Origin of the sequence: Thioalkalivibrio denitrificans (assembly GCF_002000365.1) — a bacterium.
Taxonomy (GTDB): Bacteria; Pseudomonadota; Gammaproteobacteria; order Ectothiorhodospirales; family Ectothiorhodospiraceae; genus Thioalkalivibrio_A; species Thioalkalivibrio_A denitrificans.
In genome coordinates this window covers 2,772-17,274 of record NZ_MVBK01000100.1, presented here as the reverse complement: position 1 = coordinate 17,274, position 14,503 = coordinate 2,772, and the positions used below count along the sequence as shown (strand labels likewise).

Below are 14,503 nucleotides of genomic sequence, written 5' to 3'. Positions count from 1 at the left end.
GGCCGTAGGCCTGATGTCGATTTGGTCGTTCTCGCTTACTGTTTCTGGCCCAGAACGATGGCGTCGCTCACCAGCTGGTGCACGCTCACGATCTGGTCCATCTGGAATCCGTAATAGGGCAGTACCTTGGAAAACTGGCTCTTGCAGATGGCGCAGATGGCCGCCAGGTGCGTCACGCCGTTTTCCTCCACCACCTGCTTGAGCGCCTGCATGCGGGGCAGGGCGCCCTTCACGCGCAGTTCCATCAGGTCGTCCGTGAGCAGGCCGCCGCCGCCTCCGCAGCAGAACGTGGCCTCGCCGATGGTGTCGGGCGGCATGTCGTAGTAGTGGTTGCATACCGCCTTGATGATCTCGCGCGGGATGATGAACTGCCCGCCCGGCATGTCGCCCATGCGCGAGGCGCGGGCCACGTTGCAGGAATCGTGGAAGGTCACCCGGCGGTGATCGTTGGCGCTCTTGTCGAACGTGAGGGCGCCGCGCTGGATCAGGTCGTAGGTGACCTCGCAGATATGCTGCGGCACCGGGTAGCGCGGGTCGAGGAAGTCGAACGGTCCGGCCAGGGTGTTGAGGAAGCTGTAGGCCACGCGCCAGGCGTGGCCGCACTCGCCGAACACGATCCGCTTGACGCCGAGGTCGAGGGCGGCCTCGCGGATGCGCATGGCGATGCGCTTCATGTTCTCCATGGAGCCGATGAACAGGCCGAAGTTGGCCGCCTCGGAGGCGTGCGAGGACAGCGTCCAGGAGATGCCCGCCTGGTGAAACACCTTGCCGTAGCCGATCAGGCCGTCCACGTGGGGCTCGGCGAAGAAATCCGCAGAGGGCGTCACCAGCAGCACCTCGGCGCCTTCCTCGTCCAGCGGGTAGCGCACGTCTGCACCGGTGTCTTCCTTGACCTCCTCCTCGAGCCCTTCGAGGGTATCTTCCAGGGCCGGCTGGGGCAGGCCCAGATTGTTGCCGATCTTGAAGACCTTGCCGATGATCTCGTTGCTGTACTTCTGACCCTTGCCCACCGCATTCATGATATCGCGGGCAGCCATGGTCACTTCGGCGGTGTCGATGCCGTAGGGGCAGTACACCGAGCAGCGACGGCATTCGGAGCACTGGTGGTAATAGCTGTACCACTGATCCAGCAGGTCTTCGGTCAGGTCCATGGCGCCGACCAGCTTGGGGAACAGCTTGCCGGGCAGGGTGTAGTAGCGGCGGTAGACACCGCGCAGCAGGTCCTGGCGGGCCACAGGCATGTTGCGCGGATCGGACGTGCCCAGGAAGTAGTGGCACTTGTCGGTGCACGCGCCGCATTTGACGCAGGAGTCCATGAATACCTGCAGCCCGCGGTTGGTCTTGAGCAGCTCGCCCAGCTTGTCCACCGCCACCTGCTGCCAGTTGTCCACCAGCTCACCGGGGAAGCCCAGGGGCTCCTGGAACTGCTCCTTGGACACGAAGGGCTTGCTGTTGCCCATGACGCCCCGCTTGAGTGCAGGGATGTCCAGGTATTCCTTGACCTCCGGTGTTTCGAAATCGGCCATCGTGTCAATCCTCGGGACGGGCTGGGTACGTTACCCGGGTGCTCATTGCTCAGCCGGAGCCGCAGGCTTTTCCGCGCTGCTGATCCAGGTGACGTGGCGGCGCTCTCTCGGGTTGTCCGCCTGGTTGCGGGTCGGGCTGAAGAACACGCCCGGCGCATGTAGCAGCTTGCTGAACGGGAAGATGATCATCAGGGCCGCCACGAGCGACAGATGGATAAGCAGCATGGGATCCGTGGGCAACGGATGGAAATCGAACCGCATGAGGCCCATGAAGAACATCTTCACCGCCGGGATGTCCGTGTGCCAGATGTATTTCATGCCGAGTCCGCTGGCGGCGATGGCGATCAGCAGCGCCAGCATCAGGTGATCCGAGGGCGAGGAGATGTAGCGGATGCGTTCCACGAACAACCGCCGGACCCACAGGCCGGCCAGGCCGGCGATCATGGCAAAGCCGGCGTACACGCCGAACGGCTGGATGAGAACCACCCAGGTCCAGACCGGTTCGATGAAGTAGCGCAGGTGACGCAGCAGGACCAGCAGCAGGGCCAGGTGAAAGACCCAGCCCAGGATCCAGATCCACTTGTTCGCCTTGAACAGGCTGTGGAAGAAGACCACTTCGGTCACCATTCGCCCGACGACGCCGGTGCGCGTGGTGGGGGCCGGAGTGGTGGGAATCTTGAGGGGTGCCGGCGCGCGTGCATAGCGCGCAATACGCATCCCCACCCCGATCAGAAAGATCGCGGTGGCCGCGTAAAAGAGCAATGCAAAGAACACGGTCGCGAACGACACGGGGCTTCCTCCAGTCAAGAATCCGGGTGAAGCGATACCGCTTCACCCGGACTTGGAACTGCTGCCTGTCTTAGACGCAGCCGGTCGGCTTGGGCAGGCCGGCGTACTTACACGCCTGCTTGGCCGGGCCGTAGGGGAACAGCTCGTAGAGGTACTTGCTGTTGCCCTTGTCCGGACCCAGCTTCTTGCCGATCGCCTTGGTCAGCACGCGCACGGCGGGAGCGATCTGGTACTCCTCGTAGTACTCACGCAGGAAGTTGATGACTTCCCAGTGGTTTTCGTCGAGGGTGGTGCCGTCGGCTTCGGCCATGGCCTTGGCCAGGTCTTCGTTCCAGTCGTTCAGGTTGGCGAGGTAACCTTCCTCGTCGGTTTCGTAGGTCTTGCCGTTTACTTCGAGTGGCATGGGGTCATTCCTCCTGCTGTTGCTTGGTTCAGGGTCGCGGGGCGATAGGCCTGTTGGCTCAGAGCCAGGCCTGCACCTTGTCGTGTTTCTCGGTCAGTTCAACGAAGCCTTCGTAGTCCACCACCTGAATGCCGTCGATGACCTGATCGGCGGTGAGGCCCCGGGCCAGGAGATCCGGTCCCAGCACGTAAAGGGTTCGATCCTCCATGGCCTTGCGGACGTCCTTTTCGAACGCGGTGCCGTTCATGGCGGCATAGACGCCGTCCTCGATGAGCAGCACCGCGGACTCGGGCAGGGCGTGACCCAGGCAGGCCGTGAGAGTGTTGCGCTCAAAGGGCGACTTGTTGACGGTATGCAGCATACTCACGTTGGGCTCCTCAGAAGCTCAGGATGACGTCTTGTTCGTCCATGAGGCGGGCCATTTCCTCGCGCGATTTCACCTCGACGGGCACGAGCAGGTCGTCCTCCGTGAGGCCGCGCTCGGCCAGGGACTCGGCTTCCACGTAGAGCTTCTCCACGTCGTAGCCTTCCAGGGCCCGATAGGTGGGTGAAAAGTTCTTCATGCCGATGCCTTGCGTGTCCTGACCCTTCTTGATCTGGTACACGCCGTCGTCCACGAAGGCGAGGCTCACGTCCTGTTCGAAGGCCGCGGCAATCAGCACGACCTCGAGGGATTCCAGGGCATAGATCGTTCCGTACGGCGCCTTGCGGTTCACGTACATGAACTTCTTGACTTCACCAGGACCTTCTTCTTCCCACGGTTCGGACATCTTCGTTCACCTTAAGAAACTGTCATGTTGCTGTGTACATGGCCCGGAGACGTGCTCGGACGGGCATGCGGGGCTGCCTCGCGGCGACTCAGTCGCCGAAGGTCACCATGCGGTCGCACTGGATGCCGGCCTCGATCAGCTGGCCGAGGCCGGAGATGCGGAAACCGGGGGCGATGTTCTCGCCGTCCTTGCCCTGACGCTTGGCCTCACCCTCGTCGAGAATGCCGCGGCGCTGCGCTGCAGCGATGCAGATCACGAGATCGATGTTGTTGGCCTCGGCCAGTTCCGTCCAGCGCACCGTGATGTTGCGGTCGTCCTGTGGCGGGACGCCGAACCGGGTGCCGTTGTTCACGCCGTCGTGATAGAAGAAGACGCGGAACACTTCATGACCCCGCTCGATGGCCGCCTTGCAGAACTGATAGGCGGTATCGGAGGCCTGGTGCTGATAGGGGCCTTCGTTAACCAGAATACCGTATTTCATATTCGGACTGTCCTGTGGCTATCCGTGCCCGCGGGGCCACTCGGGCCCCGCGGGAGTTCGGGTCTCGTCGCCCGGATCCGCCTGTCAGAAGCGGATGTGCGTCGACGCGTTCAGGCTGTTACGGGCGCCTCTCCAGTTCTCGATATGGAAGCGAGTGAAGGGCAGCCCGGTCTTCTCGAAGAAATCCGGCCAACCGATGCGCTCGATCCAGTCGTTGATGCGCTCCCAGTCCTTGGCGTCTTCCTTGTAGGTCTTGAGGATCTTCTTGACGATCGCGGTCGCCTCGGGCCAGCGCGGCGGGTTGTTGGGGATGCCGGAGGCCACGAGCTTCTGGAACGTGGGCTTGCCGCGGGCGTTGGAGTGGTTGCCGCCCACCCAGATCGCCAGCTTGGTGTGCTCGGCGTCGTTGATCTGCATGGGGGGGCAGGGCGGGTAGCAGGCGCCGCAGCAGATGCACTTCTTCTCGTCCACCTCGAGCGAGGGCTTGCCGTTGACCAGCGCGGGTCGGATGGCCGCAACCGGGCAACGGGCCACCACCGACGGGCGCTCGCATACGTTGGCCACCAGATCATGGTTGATCTTGGGCGGCTTGGTGTGCTGCACGTTGATGGCGATATCACCCTGGCCGCCGCAGTTGATCTGGCAGCAGGAGGTGGTGATGTGCACCCGGTTGGGCATGTTGCAGTTGCGGAACTCGTCGATGAGTTCGTCCATCATCGCCTTCACCACGCCGGAGGCGTCGGTGCCGGGGATGTCGCAGTGCAGCCAGCCCTGGGTGTGGGAGATCATGGAAACGGAGTTTGCGGTGCCGCCTACGACGAAGCCGGCATCCTCCAGGGCCTTGATCAGCGGGTCCACCTTGGCTTCGTCGGCCACCATGTATTCGATGTTGGAGCGGATGGTGAACCGCACGTAGCCGTCGGCGAACTGGTCGCCGATATCGCACAACTTGCGGAGGGTGAACACGTCGAGGATGCGCTGGGTGCCGGCCTTGACCGTCCAGATCGTCTCGCCCGATTCGGCCACGTGGCGAAGAACGCCCGGGCGTGGATGGTCATGCCATTTCCACATCCCGAAATTGCGGCGCATCAGGGGATGCATGTACTGGAAGCCGTCCGGACAACCCGATTCGATCGGCGGACGCATAGCCTGTGCCTGTGACATTGCTTACTCCTGCACTTAACGGATTCGTATGGTCGTTGTGTCGGGGCCGACTTGTCAGTTGGCGCCCGCCCGCTTCTGCCGCTCTTCCATCTTGCGGCGCAGGTACTGTTCGGCCGCTTCGTCGAACTCGTCCATGCGGATGTAGGAGCTCTGGCGCGGGTGGTTGACCATGTTCGGGTCGGCCTCCAGGCCCATGCCCTTGAGGAAGTTCACGAGGCCGATACGCTCAATCATCTCGCCGCAGCGCTCGTGCTCAAGACCGTTCTCCGCCCAGAACTCGATGATGTTCTCGGCCAGTTCGGTCAGCTGCTCGTAGTCCTCTTCGGTCTCGAGCTTCATGAACGGGACGATCACGGTGCCCATGAGGTCGCCGATCTTCAGGGTGCGCTTGCCGCCCACGAGGATGCTGACGCCCTTGTCGTCCCCGGGGGACAGGGCCTTGGGCATGACGTTCAGGCAGTGCATGCAGCGCACGCAGTTCTTGTTGTCGACGGTCAGCGTGTCGTCGTCGTTCAGGGTCATGCAGGCGGTGGGGCAGCGGCTGGTGACGTTGTCGATGACGTAGTCACGGCCCTTCTTCTCCACGAAGGCCTTGACCTCCGCCTGGTCGATCTTCATGTCGTCGCGCCAGGTGCCGATGACCGCGAAGTCGGAACGCTCGATGGAGTTCACGCAGTCGTTGGGGCAGCCGGAGACCTTGAACTTGAACTTGTACGGCAGCGAGGGACGATGCACATCGTCGGTGAAGCGGTTGAGCAGGGTGCGGTGGATGCGCTGCTCGTTGGCGCAGGACTGCTCGCAGCGCGCCGCGCCCACGCAGGACATGCCGGTGCGCACGCAGGGGCCGGCACCGCCCAGGTCAAAGCCGTATTCGTTGATCTCGTCGAAGAAGTGCTGGGTGTTCTCGGTGTTGACGCCGATGAACATAGCGTTGCCGGTCTGGCCGTGGAAGGTGATCAGGCCGGAGCCGTACTTCTCCCAGGAGTCGGTCAGCTGACGCAGGATATCCGTGGTGTAGAAGTTGCCGGCCGGCGGCTGGACGCGCACGGTATGGAACTCGCGGGACTCCGGGAAGGCCTTGGCCACTTCGGAGAAGCGCGGGATGATCCCCGAACCGTAGCCGAAGACCGACACGGTGCCGCCCTTCCAGTAGCCCTTGCGGGTCTCGTAGGAATGTTCCAGCTGGCCCAGCAGGTCGTTGCTGACGCCCTGGATTCGCGCGTCGGGATGCTCGTCGCGCAGACGCTTGATACCGGAGATGAAGCTCGGCCAGGGGCCGTTCTCCAACTCGTCGAGCATGGGGGTCGGGTGCTGGTTCTTGGCCATGACGATCTCCTTTCCGAAGCTGAGGACAGGGTACTGATGAACCTCTATATATAGGATACGACGAGTGATTTCGCGATCCTGCCAGGCCCCTGTCCGTTTCTGTTACGGGTCCCGGCGGCGGGGCCCGGACCCGTCATCTTTTTGCTGCGGTAGACTCTACGGCGGCTCGTGGCCCCTGGAACACCCTACCGTTGGGGTGGGGTAGGGGCCCGTGCCTATCCCCACAGGGATATGGATGCGAGCGATGCCTGCGAAGCCCGGCGTCGCATGGTGCCAGGGGCTCCGGGCCGGCCCCGTTGAACGGTGCCGGGCGGCCTGGGGTCTGACATTATATGCCTATCCCGGATGGAATGTTGCACCCCGACCACAGGTCACTACACTGCAGTCGGATTGCCGCAGGCCGGGGCGCCCGCCCCGCCGGGGTGTTTCGTCGCCCGCGGCCCCATTTCCCACGCGTGTTGAGTGTCCCGAACAGAGTAATGATGACGCCGAGCCCTGCACCTGCCACGGATTTCCCGCAGGAGACCCTGTCGCGGGGAGGGTCTCCTTTTCATCTGTCCGAGGAGGCGGCTTACCGGGCATGGCGGGAGGCGCGGCTGGCCGGGCGGATCTCCGACCCGGGCCGGCTGATCGTGACGGTGCGTGACCCGGGGCGCCTCACGGCGCAGGAGCGGAACGAACTGGTGGACCGGATCTTGCACTGCAACATGGCTTTCTATCGCTGTGCGGACCAGGGTCGGCCCATGGATCGCACGGCCATGCGCCGTTTCGGCGCTGCCCTGGGGCTGGAGCGGTTCGACACCCATCTCTGCGCCGAGGAGGACGGCATCAGCCAGTTGAGCGTCAGCGACGGCGGGTCCCGGGCCGACTACATTCCTTATACGGATCGCCCGCTCAGCTGGCATTGCGACGGCTATTACAATCCGCCGGAACGACGGATCCGCGCCATGATGCTGCATTGCGTGTCCGACGCGCCGCAGGGTGGCGACAACATGTTCATGGATCACGAACTCCTCTATATCCGGCTGCGGGACGAAAATCCCGCCTGGATCGAGGCCCTGAGCCATCCGCAGGCCTTCACCATCCCCCCCAATGTGGTGGATGGCAGGACCCTGCGCGGGGCCCAGAGCGGTCCGGTATTCAGCGTGGATCCGCTCACCGGACGCCTGCACATGCGCTACACGGCGCGGCTGCGTCATATCCGGTGGCGGGAAGATGCGGATACGCTCGCCGCGGCCCAGCGCATTCGCGAGTTGCTGAACCGGGAGGACAATCCCGACATCCTGCGCTACAGGCTGCAGCCGGGAGAAGGCGTGGTATGCAACAACGTGCTGCACGCGCGCACCGGCTTCCGGGACGAGGCGGGGTCGGCCCACCGGCGTCTGATCTACCGGGCGCGTTACCTGGACCGGATTGCGGGAACCTGAGGAGACATCCATGCTCTGGCTGAGTGAAGTACTGATGCAGAACCAGGACCTGGAGTCGTTCCAGGAGCTTCTGGAACTGGTGCGCCAGCGCGCCCGCGAGGGCGAGCGCTTCCTGAGTTCGGACGTCAAGCCGCCTTTCCCGGATACACCGCCGGACTGGGAGGAACGCATCGAGGCGGCCTTCACGTCCCCGTTGTCATAAGGTGAGTGAAGATGTTCTGGGACGAGTCCCCACAGGACGACGAACTGCAGCTTCCGGATGACGTGGTCGATGTGTCCTACCGCATCGATTGCCGCTGCCTGCCCCTGGACCATGCCCACGCGCTGACCGCGGCGGTGCGCGAGGCCCTCCCGTGGCTGGAGGACGAGGACCTGGCCGGCATTCACCTGATCCACGGCGCGGAATCCGGGAACGGCTGGTACAGGCCGCAGGATCCCGAACACGACGTCCTGCACCTCTCCCGGCGCGCCCGCTTCCGCCTGCGCCTGCCCCGGCAGCGCCTGGACGAGGCAGATGCCCTGGTGGGCCGGCGCCTGGACGTGGACGGTTACGAACTGGGCATCGGCGAGGCCCGGGTTATGCCCCTGGCCCCCCAGCCGGCACTTCTGGCGCGCTACGTGGTGGCCGACGCGGACGAGGACGAGGCCCGGTTTCTGCAGGCCGCGGCCGATGCCCTGCGCGCCATGGACATTCCCGTGACTAAGCTGCTCTGCGGGCGCAGTCATGTGCTGCGCATGCCCGAAGGCGACATCTTCACCCGCAGTCTGATGGTGGCGGACCTCGAGCCGCACGACTCGGTCATGCTGCAGCGCGCCGGGATCGGCCCGGGGCGCCTGATGGGTTGCGGCCTGTTTATCGGCCACAAGGATATCGCGCCGGTTCAGGCCAGGCAGGAGTGATCACGGATTCAGAATTATGAAGAGGCAGGTGTTTTCCAACCGCAATCATTGACTACAGAGGGAGAAACGACCAATGAGCGTTGAAGTGGACGGGGTGACTATCGAGACCGACGAGAAGGGTTACCTGGTGGACGCCACCCAGTGGACGGAGAAGGTGGCCGAGGCCATGGCGGCCAGGGAGGGGATCGAACTGACCGAGCGGCACTGGGACCTGATCAATTACCTGCGGGACGAGTACTTCAACAACAACGAGAATCAGCCCAATACCCGGACCATCGTGAAGTCGATGCAGGCCAAGTGGGATGACAAGAGCGTGGACGCCAAGACCGTCTACGATCTCTTTCCCCTGGATCCCAGCAAGCAGGGCGGCCGCATCGCCGGCCTGCCGGAAAGCCGGCGCAAGGGCGGGTATTAAGGCAGTGGCAAGTCTCAAGTGGCAAGTGGCAAGGGAAACCACCCTCACCCCGACCCTCTCCCTGAGGGAGAGGGAGTGAATGGGTGTTGCCCTTCCTTGCAACTTGAGACTTGCCACTTGCCACTGTTTTATATCCCCATAGGGGGGTTAAGGCGTTTTAAGGGGCGGTGATATAGTCCGGGCAGTTTCGGAGATACTCCGCCCAGCGCAGGATTCATCGGAGGCTATAAAAGTCATGAGCAAGAAGCAGGAACTGATCAAGCAGATGCTCGAGATGCAGAAGAAGTTCATCGAGTATGAACACGCCAATGGCGTCGAGCCCGAGGAGTACTACCTGGCGCCCGAGGGGCACCCTCTGCACGCGTACCGCCAGAAGTACCGGGACATCGCCATGGAGCTGGTGGACATGGCCCACGAGGAAAAGGGCTCCCGTCGCTGAGGTGTCCGGAGGGCTAGCAGGCTGTCCAGGTCATCACGTGGATACCGTGGCGGCTTAAAGTCGCCCCGGATATCCGGCCCGCTCTGCCGGGCTCAGGTGACCCGCAACGGCTTCCGACCCTTCTCGGGTCCGCGCATGCGAATGCCTGACTCTTCCCCGCGCCGCCGGACCGGATGATCACCGGGCCGGCGGCGCGTTTGCGTGTCAATCTTCCATGAAATTTCCGAAGGAACCCGTCATGCCCAGCCAGCCGATACGCTTCGACACCCGTTGCATCGACGACCTGCGCGAGCACCTGGAGACACATCCCGTCTACGGGCTGCGCGACATGGCGGATCTGCGCCGTTTCATGGAGTGTCACGTCTACTCCGTGTGGGACTTCATGTCCCTGGTGAAGTACCTGCAGCATCGCCTCGCCCCGGCAGGGGCCCCCTGGTATCCGCCACAGGACGCTGAAGTCAGCCGCTTCATCAACGAACTGGTGCTGGCGGAGGAGAGCGATTGCGTGCCGGCGCCGGACGGCGGTGAGCGCTGCCTCAGTCACTTCGAGCTTTATTGCGGCGCCATGTCCGAACTGGGCGCGGATGCCGATGCGCCGCGGCGCTGGCCCTGGGTCGTGAGCACGTGATTCCGGGCATGTTCCGCAGCCTGCTCAAGCGCATGGGCATCGGCAGGCAGCAGGCGCCCCTGTTCCACCTGTACTTGGAGCGCCATATCGACCTGGACGGCGATTCACACGGCCCCATGTCCCTGCGCATGCTGGACATGCTGTGCGGCGGCGACCCCGACACCGTGCGCGAGGCCGAAGCCGCTGCGCGGGAAGCCATCGAGGCCCGGCTGCGCTTGTGGGACGCCGTGCACGGCGAACTGGAGATGGCGGCATGAGCCTGCGCCTGCGCAATCGATGGAAACAGGGCGACCGGGCACGGACGCTTGAGGACGTGGCCACGGTCAGCGCGGCCAATGCATGGCGTGTGGCGTGCAACGGGGTCCTGAATCTGGAGAACGAGAACTTCGAGACCCGCACGCAGTACCAGCGCCTCGACGTCATCGAGGAATTCGTGATCTTCCTGCTGCACCTGACGGATCACCAGGTCTACGGCAAGTTCACGGAGGAAGAGCGGGCGCGTTTCATCACGGCCATGGCGTTGCGCCTGGCGGGGCTGGTGGAGGAGAACCGCGCCGATAACCGGCCGCCCGAGGATCAGAAGGATATGACGCCCCAGGATTACAAGCGCGCGTTCATCGACAAGATCAACGCCCGCAATGCCGTGTACGCGGAATGCAAGTACAGCCCCGTGGAGGGCCCCGGCTTCAGCCTGTTGCGCGCTTTTGCGGAGTGGGTCAGCGATGCGCTTGGTCCAAGGAACCGCCAGTGGGCCATCGATCAGGTCGTGGCCATCGACGGCCCGGAGGCGGTGGAGAAGTACACGGCCTCCCTGGATGCGCTGCTGGCGGGCTCGGATGACCGTTCCGGTCCGGGCAAGAAAGGGCCCGTTCGCCCTATGGCGGAGGACTGAAGTCGGCCAGTTGTCCGTTGTCCGTTGTCCGTTGTCAGTGGTCAGTGGTCAGTGACTTTTCGACTGACCACTAACAACTGACAACGGACAGACTTTACTGCTTCGTCCAGCTGGAGAAGCCGTCGGTCTTGCCCTCCCGGCCGTCGTTGTAACCGGCCTCGTAGGCCTCGGTCACGCGCTGTTCTTCCAGCTTCGGGCTGTGCATGAATCCGGTCTGCCAGCCCAGGACGTAGGCAGGGTCCACGCCGACGCTTTCCATCTTGACGGTGGTGTCGTAGTAGGTCTTCTTGTCCATGCTCGTCTCCTCGGTTTCGTTTTCGGCACCCGAACCGCGGAATCCGGCTGTTCTCCGCGACCGCATTGGCCCAATATCAGGGGTTGGATTATAGCGGGGGCGTTTTACAGGGGCGTATATCCCCATTGAGGGGGTTCCTGATGCCCCGGGCTTTACGTCACCATGACCGTGTAAGAAACTATTGTATTGTTTCATGCTGAATGCACGAAACAGTACATCAGGACAATCAAGGCGTTCCGCCCCCTGCGGTGCGTCCCTGCAGGGCGCCCGGCCCTGCGGCTGTCCCCCATGAAGGACAAACAGACGGGTGGTACGAATCATGAGTCATTCTGCGGACGACGATCTGATGGACCTCCAGAGCGGTATCGCCGCTTTCGAGGCCAAGCACTTTTCCCGAGCCTCGCAGCTGCTTTCGCCCCTGGCCGAAGGCGGCAATGCCGAGGCCCAGTACCGCATGGCCATCATGTGTCAGAACGGCCTCGGCTGCACGCCCAATCCCGATGCCGCGGCCGGCTGGATGCGCGCGGCGGCGGAGCAGGGGCATGCCATGGCCCAGCACGGCCTGGGTTTCATGTTCCTGGAGGGCGAGTGCCTCGATAAGGACCCGAAACAGGCGGTGCACTGGTTTGAGCTTGCAGCCAACCAGGGCCTCGCGGGCTCCCAGACCACGCTGGCCATGATGTACGAGCAGGGCAACGGCGTGGAGCAGGACCTGGAGGCGGCGCGCCGCTGGTACGAGAAGGCGGGATTCGATCCTGCCGAGCTGGATATCTTCAAGCGCCTCAACTGAGGCCGCTCCGCCGTTTAAGGTTCGGAAAACCCCGCCATGAGCATGATCCGCATGTACTGCACGGGCATCTGTCCCTACTGTGACCGGGCCGAGGACCTGCTGGTGCGCCGTGGGCTGGGCGATCACCTGGAGAAGATCCGGGTGGACCAGGACCGCGAAAGGCTGGTGGAAATGCTGCGCATGACGCAGCGACGCACGGTGCCCCAGATTTTCATCGGTGACCACCACGTGGGCGGTTACGACGACCTGGTGGAACTGGATATGGACGGGGCCCTCAACGAACTGCTCACCGAGGCCGGCATCGCCTGACATCGGGGCGCGCGGAGACATCATGGACTACTTTCCCATCTTCATGCGCCTTGAGGGACGTTCCTGCCTGGTGGTGGGCGGGGGCGGGGTGGCGCTGCGCAAGGTGTCGCTGCTGCGCAAGGCCGACGCCCGGGTGACCGTGGTGTCCCCCGAGCTGTGTCCGCAGCTTGAAGCGCTCGCGAAACAGGGGGCCATTGAGCATGTGGCCCGTGATTTCCAGGACGACGACGTGCTCGACCGGGTGCTGGTCATTGCCGCGACGGACCATCAGGCAGTCAACCAGCGCGTGTCCGCGCTTTGCATGGAACGTTCCATCCCCGTGAACGTCGTGGACCAGCCGGACCTGTGCGGATTCATCACGCCGTCCATGGTGGACCGGTCACCCCTGCAGGTGGCGATCTCCACCGGCGGTTCTTCGCCGGTGCTGGCGAGGCTGTTCCGGTCGCGCATCGAAAGTTTCATTCCCGCCGCCTACGGCGGCCTGGCCGCGCTCGTGGAGGGCTACCGGCTGCAGGCCAAGGAGCGGATCCCGGACCCGGAGTTGCGCCGGCGGTTCTGGGAGCGGTTGCTGGAAGGGCCGGTGACGGAACTGTTTCTCTCCGGGCGCGAGGACGCCGCGCGGGAAGCGCTGGAACAGGCGCTGGAGCAGGGGCTCGACCGGCGCGACACCGGTGGCGAGGTCTTCCTGGTGGGTGCCGGCCCAGGGGATCCCGATCTGCTCACCTTCAGGGCGCTGCGCCTGATGCAGCTGGCCGACGTGGTGGTGCACGACAACCTGGTCTCGCCCGCGATCCTGGAACTGGTGCGCCGCGACGCGGAGATGATCTACGCCGGCAAGAAGCGCAACCAGCACACGCTGCCCCAGGAGCAGATCAACCAGCTGCTGGTGCGCCTGGCCAAGGAGGGCAAGCGGGTGCTGCGCCTGAAGGGCGGCGACCCGTTCATCTTCGGGCGCGGCGGCGAGGAAATCGACACCCTCATGCAGGAAGGCATCCCGTTTCAGGTGGTGCCCGGCATCACGGCGGCCGCGGGCTGCGCATCCTTTGCCGGCATTCCGCTGACCCATCGGGACTATTCACAGGCGCTGGTGTTCGCTACGGGCCATCTCCGTGACGGCACCATTGATCTCAACTGGGACATGCTCGCGCAGCCACGCCAGACGGTGGTGTTCTATATGGGACTCGTGGGTCTGCCCATCATCTGCCGGGAACTGACCGCCCACGGCCTGCCTGCGTCCACGCCCGCGGCCCTGGTGGAGCAGGGCACGACCCAGAACCAGCGCGTGCTGGTGGGTACGCTGGAGACGCTTCCGGACATCGTCCAGGAACACGACGTGCAGCCGCCCACCCTGATCATCGTGGGCGAGGTGGTCAGGCTGCACGAACGTCTGCAATGGTTCCAGCCGGGCACCGACCATACGACAGAAAGCCTTTTCAGCAGTCGCGGCCAGGTGGAGCAGCAGTCTGCCGCGCCAAGAGTGGAGGCAAGCCATGAGTGATCACGGCATCTACAATCCCGCAACCATGGGCACTGGCAGTGCTGATGAGGGCATGGGCAGCGGATGCGCTGCCAGTGAACCCTTTGCCCTGCGGGTGCTGGGTGACAGCATGGCTCCGGAGTTCGAGCACGGGGTGGTGATCATCGTCGATCCGGGCGCGGTGGTGGAGGATGGCAGCTACGTGGTTGCGCGCCACGAGGAGGAATACCTGTTCCGCCAGTTGCGCATCGAGGACGGCCGCCATTACCTGGTGGCCCTGAAGGAGGACCATCGGCGCCTGGAGATCCCGGGACGTGGGGCCATCATCGGCGTGGTAGTGCAGCGCGCCGGTCGCAGGCGGTCGCAACACAAGCATTATGTTTAGTTCGTTGTCAGTGGTCAGTTGTCAGTCGTTGAAAACCCCTTGACACGCCCAGTGCAGAACCCAGGCTTCTGACAACTGACAACTGAC

Annotated in this window: 19 protein-coding genes and 1 pseudogene; 11 read left to right on the top strand and 9 right to left on the bottom strand. The window is 63.8% G+C overall.

Annotated elements, in window-relative coordinates; translation table 11 throughout:
• Nucleotides 1-35: 35 nt before the first annotated feature.
• From dsrK to dsrA, 8 genes are all read right to left on the bottom strand, one after another.
• Complete coding sequence (dsrK, locus tag B1C78_RS14770; protein WP_077279936.1) at nt 36-1,526, bottom strand: sulfate reduction electron transfer complex DsrMKJOP subunit DsrK; 1,491 nt, start codon at nt 1,524-1,526, stop codon at nt 36-38.
• A 42-nt stretch (nt 1,527-1,568) separates the two neighbouring features.
• Nucleotides 1,569-2,315, bottom strand: a complete 747-nt coding sequence (locus tag B1C78_RS14765) for a respiratory nitrate reductase subunit gamma (RefSeq protein WP_077279935.1) — start codon at nt 2,313-2,315, stop codon at nt 1,569-1,571.
• Nucleotides 2,316-2,385: 70 nt separating this feature from the next.
• Nucleotides 2,386-2,718 carry a TusE/DsrC/DsvC family sulfur relay protein gene (locus B1C78_RS14760; RefSeq protein ID WP_077279934.1) on the bottom strand — a complete coding sequence of 111 codons (333 nt, stop codon included), beginning with the start codon at nt 2,716-2,718 and terminating at the stop codon, nt 2,386-2,388.
• 58 nt (nt 2,719-2,776) lie between these two features.
• Nucleotides 2,777-3,079 carry a sulfurtransferase complex subunit TusB gene (tusB, locus tag B1C78_RS14755; RefSeq protein WP_077279933.1) on the bottom strand — a complete coding sequence of 101 codons (303 nt, stop codon included), beginning with the start codon at nt 3,077-3,079 and terminating at the stop codon, nt 2,777-2,779.
• A 16-nt stretch (nt 3,080-3,095) separates the two neighbouring features.
• Nucleotides 3,096-3,488 carry a sulfurtransferase complex subunit TusC gene (gene tusC, locus B1C78_RS14750; RefSeq protein WP_077279932.1) on the bottom strand — a complete coding sequence of 131 codons (393 nt, stop codon included), beginning with the start codon at nt 3,486-3,488 and terminating at the stop codon, nt 3,096-3,098.
• Nucleotides 3,489-3,576: 88 nt separating this feature from the next.
• Nucleotides 3,577-3,969: a sulfurtransferase complex subunit TusD gene (gene tusD / locus B1C78_RS14745; RefSeq protein ID WP_077279931.1), complete on the bottom strand. Its 393-nt coding sequence runs from the start codon at nt 3,967-3,969 to the stop codon at nt 3,577-3,579.
• Nucleotides 3,970-4,053: 84 nt separating this feature from the next.
• Entirely contained in the window at nt 4,054-5,133 is a 1,080-nt protein-coding gene (dsrB, locus tag B1C78_RS14740; protein WP_077279930.1) for a dissimilatory-type sulfite reductase subunit beta, read from the bottom strand.
• Nucleotides 5,134-5,187: 54 nt separating this feature from the next.
• Entirely contained in the window at nt 5,188-6,459 is a 1,272-nt protein-coding gene (gene dsrA / locus B1C78_RS14735) for a dissimilatory-type sulfite reductase subunit alpha (protein WP_077279929.1), read from the bottom strand.
• Between the two features lie 479 nt (nt 6,460-6,938).
• Between dsrA and B1C78_RS14730 the strand changes: the two genes are divergently transcribed.
• The 7 genes and pseudogenes from B1C78_RS14730 (at nt 6,939) to B1C78_RS14700 (ending at nt 11,160) form a co-directional block, all read left to right on the top strand.
• Nucleotides 6,939-7,886 carry a TauD/TfdA family dioxygenase gene (locus B1C78_RS14730; RefSeq protein ID WP_342745170.1) on the top strand — a complete coding sequence of 316 codons (948 nt, stop codon included), beginning with the start codon at nt 6,939-6,941 and terminating at the stop codon, nt 7,884-7,886.
• A 10-nt stretch (nt 7,887-7,896) separates the two neighbouring features.
• The gene (locus tag B1C78_RS14725; protein ID WP_077279928.1) at nt 7,897-8,088 is read left to right on the top strand and encodes a sulfur relay protein DsrC; all 192 of its coding nucleotides are present in this window, start codon (nt 7,897-7,899) and stop codon (nt 8,086-8,088) included.
• Between the two features lie 11 nt (nt 8,089-8,099).
• Nucleotides 8,100-8,786, top strand: a complete 687-nt coding sequence (cas6, locus tag B1C78_RS14720) for a type I-MYXAN CRISPR-associated protein Cas6/Cmx6 (RefSeq protein ID WP_077279927.1) — start codon at nt 8,100-8,102, stop codon at nt 8,784-8,786.
• Between the two features lie 73 nt (nt 8,787-8,859).
• Nucleotides 8,860-9,201: a TusE/DsrC/DsvC family sulfur relay protein gene (locus B1C78_RS14715; RefSeq protein WP_077279926.1), complete on the top strand. Its 342-nt coding sequence runs from the start codon at nt 8,860-8,862 to the stop codon at nt 9,199-9,201.
• A 235-nt stretch (nt 9,202-9,436) separates the two neighbouring features.
• Nucleotides 9,437-9,640: a hypothetical protein gene (locus B1C78_RS14710; protein WP_077279925.1), complete on the top strand. Its 204-nt coding sequence runs from the start codon at nt 9,437-9,439 to the stop codon at nt 9,638-9,640.
• A gap of 238 nt (nt 9,641-9,878) precedes the next feature.
• Nucleotides 9,879-10,525, top strand: a pseudogene (locus B1C78_RS14705) (DUF3050 domain-containing protein).
• Complete coding sequence (locus B1C78_RS14700) at nt 10,522-11,160, top strand: hypothetical protein (protein ID WP_077279924.1); 639 nt, start codon at nt 10,522-10,524, stop codon at nt 11,158-11,160. The pseudogene B1C78_RS14705 and the gene B1C78_RS14700 overlap by 4 nt, the downstream one beginning before the upstream one ends.
• 94 nt (nt 11,161-11,254) lie before the next feature.
• Here B1C78_RS14700 and B1C78_RS14695 read toward each other — a convergent pair whose 3' ends face one another.
• Nucleotides 11,255-11,455 carry an Alvin_2107 family globule sulfur oxidation protein gene (locus B1C78_RS14695; protein WP_077279962.1) on the bottom strand — a complete coding sequence of 67 codons (201 nt, stop codon included), beginning with the start codon at nt 11,453-11,455 and terminating at the stop codon, nt 11,255-11,257.
• 319 nt (nt 11,456-11,774) lie between these two features.
• Here B1C78_RS14695 and B1C78_RS14690 point away from each other — a divergent pair, with 319 nt between their 5' ends.
• From B1C78_RS14690 to B1C78_RS14675, 4 genes are read left to right on the top strand one after another with little or no spacing between them, the layout of a single operon-like run.
• Complete coding sequence (locus tag B1C78_RS14690) at nt 11,775-12,245, top strand: tetratricopeptide repeat protein (RefSeq protein ID WP_077279923.1); 471 nt, start codon at nt 11,775-11,777, stop codon at nt 12,243-12,245.
• A gap of 36 nt (nt 12,246-12,281) precedes the next feature.
• Nucleotides 12,282-12,554 carry a glutaredoxin 3 gene (grxC, locus tag B1C78_RS14685; protein ID WP_077279922.1) on the top strand — a complete coding sequence of 91 codons (273 nt, stop codon included), beginning with the start codon at nt 12,282-12,284 and terminating at the stop codon, nt 12,552-12,554.
• Between the two features lie 22 nt (nt 12,555-12,576).
• The gene (cysG, locus tag B1C78_RS14680; protein WP_077279921.1) at nt 12,577-14,052 is read left to right on the top strand and encodes a siroheme synthase CysG; all 1,476 of its coding nucleotides are present in this window, start codon (nt 12,577-12,579) and stop codon (nt 14,050-14,052) included.
• Nucleotides 14,045-14,416 carry a S24 family peptidase gene (locus B1C78_RS14675; protein WP_077279920.1) on the top strand — a complete coding sequence of 124 codons (372 nt, stop codon included), beginning with the start codon at nt 14,045-14,047 and terminating at the stop codon, nt 14,414-14,416. The genes cysG and B1C78_RS14675 overlap by 8 nt, the downstream gene beginning before the upstream one ends.
• The last annotated feature ends 87 nt before the right edge of the window (nt 14,417-14,503 follow it).